Below are 7,019 nucleotides of genomic sequence, written 5' to 3'. Positions count from 1 at the left end.
TGCGCGAGGTGCTGGGTTCGGGCGAGGTGTCGCGCGCCGAGCTGGTGCGGCGGGTTGAGCGCTTCAATCATCTGGCGGTACTTCGGCCCGACGGGTGCCTCGCGTGGGTGAGCAATGGCAGGACGCAGCAGCGAGTGGCTCCAGTGGAGTGGAAAGAAGGGGCCTTCCGCGCGCACGGCTTCGAGCTGGGTCGCTTCTACAATGGGCGCACGGGCGTCTTCCGTTTGCTGGACGACGAGCTGCGGGAGGTCAGCGGCTTTCCCATCGCGGACGTCCACGACGATGCCGACGTCATCAGCCGCACGCTGGACGGGGCAGAAGAAGCCTTCGTCGGGCTGGCCTTGGCGATAGGGCAGTTCTTCTCGACGTCGCCCGCTGACAACCTCGCGGCGCTCCGACACATGCCTGCCGCTGTGGCCGCGCTGCTGGCTTCGTCGCCTGAGTACATGGAGCGCTTCCAGTACATGACGCGCGGCGAGCAGATTCAGTCCGTCTCCAAGCTGGTGACGAACATCATCGCCACCTGGGGCACGGTGTCTGCCACAACGCGCACGCTTCAAGGTGCGGCGCTCGCTACGGCGGAAGTGCCGGTCCTGTCGCTCTCGGCACAGGGGGCGCTCGCGATGGAACGTGTTGCGGTGCCGGTGGGACGCGCGGCGGCGGTGCTGAGCGGCGGGCCAGGAGCCGCCATCATCCTCCAGCGTGCGAGCACGGCCGCGAAGAGCGGGGCACCGTCGAAAGGGCCCGGCAAGTGGGCACCTGCCAACGAGAAGATGTCACCTCGTGCGCGGCGCTACCAGGAACAGATCTCCGGGCACTCGGCGGACGAGGCATACTGGGTCGGAGGCACGACGACGAAGGACGGAGGCGTGAAGTTCGATGGCTTCGAGAAGGGCGTGCTGCTGGATGCCAAGGGGCCGGGCTATGCCAAGTTCTTCGATGGGCTCGACCCGAAAGTCTGGTTCAAGAACTCAGGGGCTAAGTCGCTTCTCGCTCAGGCCGACCGACAGCTCCAAGCTGCGAAGGGCGTGAGTATCAGGTGGCATGTCGCCGAAGAGAGTGCCGCCAGAGCCATTCAGAAGTGGCTGAGCAGAAACGATGTTCGAGGAGTAGAGGTCGTCTTCACTCCTCCCAATCCGTGAAGGTGAATGCTTGTGAGTGAAACCTATTACGTTGGTGGATACTGGGGCTCGCGAAAGGAAGGGGCCGAAGAGTGCGCGAAGCGGTTTGAGCGTTTCCTGAAGGGGCTCACTGCGACTGATTCGTCCTTGGCGCGGTGGTACGAAACGGCGAGGACGCTGGAAGCTTCGTTGAAGCGTCCGCTTCGGCCCGTTCATGACGAGTTGACGCGAGTCATCCGGAAGAACAGGGACCCTGTATTTGAGAACCTTGGGTTCCACATCGGTGGATGGAACGGCGAGGCCAAGGCCCACGAGGATTGCGGATTCCTGATTAGGTGCGGGAGCTACGATGCTCGAACGGTCAATCGATGCGTGTTCAACCTGCCTCGGCCCGGCACGAGTGCGGCCCACGTTTTGAGCGCATCCGTCATGGCGAACATGCTGCGAGAAACCGCCGTCGCATGGGAGCCTGATTGGGGCGTGGCGATGTCCGACGACCACCGCGACAAGGTCGAAGCTGGGCGTATCGCGAGGTCACCCTACGTCGGATGGGTGACCTACCTCGCCCAACACCGGGGCACCGTGCCCCCACTGCCCGCCCCGGTGCGCATCGAGAAGGTGGAGGACAGGGGCACGCTGATTGTCCTCACCCCCGAGCGCTTCACGGCCAGCAACCCGGAGCATCTGGCGTTGGCTGAGCAGGTGCGAGAGCTGCTGGACCGAGAGGGGCTGTTGAATCCTCTCCACGTCGAACCGTAGGAAGCCAGAGGGGCCGGGCTACCGTCGCTCGGCCCCTCTCTACTCTGACTGAAGCCCTGCGCTGTCAGGCCCCGCCATGTTGCACGTATGTCGCATGACCCTGCGGAACGCGCTGGAACATGGCGGGACGAAGGGGACTGTGGCGGGACGTCGAAGCCGAAGCATCTCGGGCAGTTGCGGGGTAAGGGCGCGATTCTGCTGGGTTTGCGCACTGCCCGGCTGCGGGTTCGACTCCCGCCACCGGCACTGTCGTCGCAGTCCGTAGCCCGCAGTCGCAAGTCAGCAGGAACTCCCGAAGTCCGTCCGCGTAGCCCAAACGGGAGAGGCCGCCGGCTCAAACCCGGCCCAGTGCGAGTTCGAATCTCGCCGCGGATACAACCGAAAGGCGTTGCGTCATGGAGACGCTGGTTCTCAGTCAGTCCTTCGAGCCCGTCGCGCGGATTCCCTGGCAGCGCGCGGTGATGCTCATCTTCCAGGGCAAGGTCGAGGTGGTCGAGGAGTACGAGGACCGCTTCGTGCGCTCGGTGACGGTGGAGATTCGCATGCCCTCCGTCATTCGCTTCTTCCGCGGGCTGCGCAAGGGCCCCAAGGGCGTGAAGTTCAGCCGGGAGAACGTCTACCTGCGAGACCGCTGCCGCTGCCAGTACTGCGGCTTGAAGGTGTCGCGCGCGGAGGCGACGTATGACCACGTCCTGCCGCGGGCCCAGGGTGGCCGGACGTCCTGGGACAACGTCGTCATCGCGTGTGTGCCCTGCAACCAGCGCAAGGGCAACCGGACTCCGGAGCACGCGAAGATGGCGCTGCGCTGCGCCCCGGTGAAGCCCAAGAAGCTGCCGGACGCGATGCACCTGACGTTCGTCTTCGAGCAGGGCATGCCCATGTCGTGGGCCAAGTTCTTGAGGGACGTGGCGTACTGGCATGGCGAGTTGGAGGCATGAGGTTCCAGGTGAAGGGGGTCCACCGGAGGTGGCCCCCGTCCCCGCCCATCCCAGGACAGTGCGCCTGGAGGGGATGAGGAGGTCCGCCAGAGGCGGCCTCCCGCCCGTGGACCTCCCCGCGAGCCGGCAGGCGGGTGCGCTGCTGCCGGCGACTTTCTGGAAGACCGACGCCGGAGGCCGGCGGCCCGTTTCGAAAGCGGTGCGGGTGCATGACGCGCTCGGGGTTCGAGTCCCCTGTCTTCCGTTGTGTCTTGGAGCATGCGGGCCGGGTGGCCGGCCGCCTGGCTGGAAACCAGGAGGGCCCTTCGGGGCTCGTGGTTCGACTCCACCGTGTTCCGTTCGCTTCACCTGTCTGATTGGAAGTTGGACTGGCGATGGCGCCAGGCCCCGCTGCTACCGGGTGCGAGCCGGCCTTCCGGCTTGAGGTTCGAGTCCTCCGACTTCCGCTCTCGCTGCCCCCCAGGGCAGCCTTTGTCCCGACCTGTGCACGGGGCAACGCCGGGCTGACACCGGCACGCAGCATGGCCCCTCGCCCCAGCGTCCCTAGCCTCCATCCCGACCGGGACATCCGGTGAAGGGAAAGGAAGCACACACATGAAGGATTTCAGGACGGGGCGCCGCGTGGCGAGGGGGTGGGCCCTCTTCGCGCTCGCGGGTGTGTTGGCGGGAGGGTGTGGGTCGAGCTCCTCGTCGGACTCGCAGAACCAACAGACCCAGACGCCCGTGGGCTCCGAGGACCAGGAGCGCATCGAAAAGGGCCTGGTCATCTCCCCCGTGACGCTCAACCTCACGGGCCTGGACCGGAACCTCGTGGGCCTGGGCAGCTACATCGTCAACTCCCAGGGAGGATGCACCGACTGCCACACCTACCCACCCTACTCGGCGGGTGGGGACCCCTTTCAGGGACAGCCAGAGCAGATCAACACCGCGAACTTCCTGGCGGGGGGGAGACCCTTCGGCACGGGAATCGTCTCGCGGAACATCACCCCGGATGCGCAGGGGCTGCCGTCGGGCCTCACGTATGAGGCCTTCCTGGCGTTGATGCGCACGGGCCGGGAGCCTGGCGGCGCGCTGCTGCAGGTAATGCCCTGGCCCATCTTCGCGAAGATGCGGGACGCGGACCTGAGGGCCGTCTACGAATACCTCCGGGCCATCCCCGCGGCTCAGCCCGGGAGTGTGCCCACGCCCGTGCCGCCTCAGCCGTATCCCTGACGCGCACGTCGCGTCCGTCTGGCCCCGCGCTCCAGGGGCTTCCGGCTGCTCGCCGGGATTGCGCGCTCACCTCGGCGGTTCAGCGGTTAGAGTGCGTGCTCCGGCGAGGGGGCGGTTGACGAGATGGCGACGAGGAAGAGCGAGGACCAGGAGCGACTCATCGACCGGGACCTGACCGCGATGGCCCGAGAGGGCCGGCTGCCGGCCGCGCATGGCGTGGACGCCGCGGTGACGGAGGTTCTGGGACTGCTGACGCGCGGTGGCAAGCACCCGCTGTTGGCGGGAGACCCCGGCGTGGGCAAGAGCGCGCTCGTGCAGGAAGTGGCGCGCCGCATCGCCGAGGGGCGCGTGGACGCGGAGCTGGCGCAGTCGCGCCTGGTGGAGGTGTCCATCGCCAACATCCTGGCGCGAAGCACCCACCGCCAGGCCGCCGAGAGCTTCGAGGAGCTGCTGGCCCACCTGGCGCGGCACCCCTGTCCCATCGTCTACATCCGAGACCTGCCAGCGGCGCTGGGCGGGCCCCTGGCCCCCGTGGCCGTGCGCGCGCTGCGCACCGGCGGCATGCGCTTCATTTTCGAGACGGAGCCCAAGCGCGTGCAGGAGCTGCTGCGCTCCGACGAGGCGCTGGCGGAGCGACTGCACCTGCTCCCCCTGCACGAGCCTCCCCTGGAGAAGGCGCGCTGGGTGCTGGGCCGGGTGGCGGAGGAGCTGGAGCGCGAGCTGCGCCTGCCCATCGACCCGGCCGCGTGTGACCTGGCCCTGCGACTGTCGGCCAAGTTCCTGCTGGCGCAGCGCATGCCGCGCAAGGCCATCGAGCTCTTGAAGGAGACGGCGGCGGAGGCCGCGGGCGCGGCCAAGGACCACGTGGGTCCGGAGGACGTGCTCACCCGCTTCTGTGCCGCCACGCGCCTGCCACGCTTCGTGGTGGACGATGCGATGCCGCTGGACCTGGAGGAGACGGAGCGCTTCTTCGGAGAGCGGCTGCTCGGCCAGACGGACGCGGTGGGCGCGGTGTTGCGCTCGGTGGCGCTGCTCAAGGCGGGACTGAACGACCCGCGCCGACCGCTCGGCGTGTTCCTGTTCGCGGGCCCCACGGGCGTGGGGAAGACGCAGCTCGCGAAGCTGCTGGCCGAGTACCTCTTCGGCTCCGCGGACAGGCTGGTGCGCCTGAACATGGCGGACTATCCCAACGACGGCGACGAAAGCGTGCCCTTCGGCGCGTCCTGGGCACCAGCGCTGGAGACACGTCGCGGAGAGCTGAGCGCGCTCCTGGACGGAAAGGTGTTCTCCGTGCTGCTGCTCGACGAGTTCGAGAAGGCCGCGCGCAGCGTGCATGACCGCTTCCTCCAGCTCTTCGATGAGGGCACGTTCGTCAACGGCGCGGGCGAGGTCGTCTCGTGCAACAACACGCTCATCGTCGCCACGTCCAACGTGGGCGCGGAGGTGTACCGGGAGCCCGCCATGGGTTTCGCCGGCACCAAGCGCGCGGACGAGATGGTGTCGGAGGTCGACCGCCGCATCGGCGAGGCGTTCCGGCCGGAGTTCCTCAACCGCTTCGATGCCATCTGTCACTTCCAGCCGCTGTCCAAGGTGGACATCCGGAAAATCGCGCAGCGCGAGGTGGGCCGCGTGCTGGAGCGCGAGGGCATCCGCGCGCGCTCCCTGGACGTGGAGGTGACACCCGAGGTCGTCGACCGCCTCGTGGAGCGCGGCTATTCGCCCCAGTTCGGCGCGCGCTACCTCCAACGGGAAATCGAGAAGACGCTCACCGCGGCGCTGGCCGTGGAGATTGCGCGCAAGCCCCTGCCTCCTGGCACGCCCGTGCGCGTGGAAGCACGCGTCGGAGGCCGGGTCATCGCGGTGGCCGAGCCCGCAGCGCCGCCGCCCTCGCCTACCGCGCAGTTGCTGCTGCCGTCCGCGCGCGCCGCACCGGTGAAGCGGCGGTTGGACCGCAAGTCGCTGCTCGTGGAGATGGACCGGCTGGTGGGCAAGGCCCGCTCGCTGGCGGCCTCCGCGGGACGGCCGGAGATGGAGGATCGCCGAGCCGCCCTGCTGACGGAGACACAGGCGCCCAACCTCTGGGACGACCCCACGCACGCGGCGGATGTCATCCGGGCCTTCCGGACGGTGGAGGCCCACCTCAACGAACTGGAGCGCCTGGAGGCCGCGTGTCTCTTCGGGCGACGCCTGGTGCGCGAGGCGAAGAACGAGGTGCAGCTGGCCTCCGCGGCGCGACAGGTCGAAGACGTCGCGCGCGAGGTGCAGATGGCCGAGGCACTCCACGCATCCGGCGCCACCACCCAGGACACCGAGGCCCTGGTGGACATCTGCGCGAGCGACTCGGCGGAGACGCAGGAGGCGTGGGTGCAGGAGCTGGCCACCATGTACCTGGGCTGGGCGCAGCGTCGCGGCTACGAGGCCGTGGCGGTGGCGGAAGCCGAGGAGCCGGCTCGCGTGGTGGTGCGCATCGCCGGCCCCGGGGCCTACGGCTTCCTCGCGGGTGAGGCGGGCCTGCATCGACGGCTGGAGGACGAGAAGCGCCAGCGCGCCTATGTCCGCGTGCACCGGGGCGGCGCTCTCTCCGAGGAGGAGCTGGAGCTGCTGGAGGTGCTCGGCCGACCGGTGAAGAGTCACGAGGGCGCCTACCTCCAGCGCGTGCGTACGGAGGTCACGGTGAAGGATGAGTCCACCGGACGCGTGCTGACGCTCACCGGCGCGGGCGAGCTGGACGAGCTGAAGGACATCGCCGCGCGCGTGGTGGCCGGACAGGGCGGCAGCACGGACGAGGCGCGGCGCTACTACCTGGGCCGCAGCGCCCGGGTGGAGGACCCTCGCACCGGCGCTGGGACTCCGCGCGTGAAGGACGTGCTGCGCGGCGAGCTGGACGTGTTCATCGCCGCGTGGATTTCGCGCCCCCCGACGGAGCCACCGCTGGGGAGCTGAGCGGCTGGAAGAAGCGAGGGGACGGGCCATCCCGCCCCGTCCCCTC

General features: G+C 68.7%; 5 protein-coding genes and 2 tRNA genes. All 7 read left to right on the top strand.

Annotated features, from left to right (window positions below; genetic code table 11):
- Positions 1–1,142 (top strand): Tox-REase-5 domain-containing protein (locus tag FJV41_RS54680; RefSeq protein ID WP_141646019.1); only part of this gene is annotated, 1,142 nt, incomplete at its 5' end.
- Between the two features lie 6 nt (positions 1,143–1,148).
- Complete coding sequence (locus FJV41_RS55000; RefSeq protein ID WP_141646018.1) at positions 1,149–1,880, top strand: immunity 52 family protein; 732 nt, start codon at positions 1,149–1,151, stop codon at positions 1,878–1,880.
- Positions 1,881–2,181: 301 nt separating this feature from the next.
- Positions 2,182–2,255 (top strand) — tRNA-Leu (locus tag FJV41_RS30070).
- A 20-nt stretch (positions 2,256–2,275) separates the two neighbouring features.
- Positions 2,276–2,818 carry an HNH endonuclease gene (locus FJV41_RS30065; protein ID WP_141646017.1) on the top strand — a complete coding sequence of 181 codons (543 nt, stop codon included), beginning with the start codon at positions 2,276–2,278 and terminating at the stop codon, positions 2,816–2,818.
- A 253-nt stretch (positions 2,819–3,071) separates the two neighbouring features.
- Positions 3,072–3,156: transfer RNA gene (locus tag FJV41_RS52540), tRNA-Ser, on the top strand.
- 256 nt (positions 3,157–3,412) lie between these two features.
- On the top strand, positions 3,413–4,030 hold the full coding sequence (locus tag FJV41_RS30060) for a cytochrome C (RefSeq protein ID WP_141646016.1): 618 nt from the start codon (positions 3,413–3,415) through the stop codon (positions 4,028–4,030).
- Positions 4,031–4,153: 123 nt separating this feature from the next.
- Positions 4,154–6,973 carry an AAA family ATPase gene (locus FJV41_RS30055; RefSeq protein WP_141646015.1) on the top strand — a complete coding sequence of 940 codons (2,820 nt, stop codon included), beginning with the start codon at positions 4,154–4,156 and terminating at the stop codon, positions 6,971–6,973.
- Positions 6,974–7,019: the final 46 nt, after the last annotated feature.

This window comes from Myxococcus llanfairpwllgwyngyllgogerychwyrndrobwllllantysiliogogogochensis, assembly GCF_006636215.1.
In the GTDB taxonomy this organism is placed as follows: domain Bacteria; phylum Myxococcota; class Myxococcia; order Myxococcales; family Myxococcaceae; genus Myxococcus; species Myxococcus llanfairpwllgwyngyllgogerychwyrndrobwllllantysiliogogogochensis.
The sequence above is the reverse complement of the archived record's forward strand: the minus strand, read 5'-3'. Positions and strand labels throughout refer to the sequence as shown.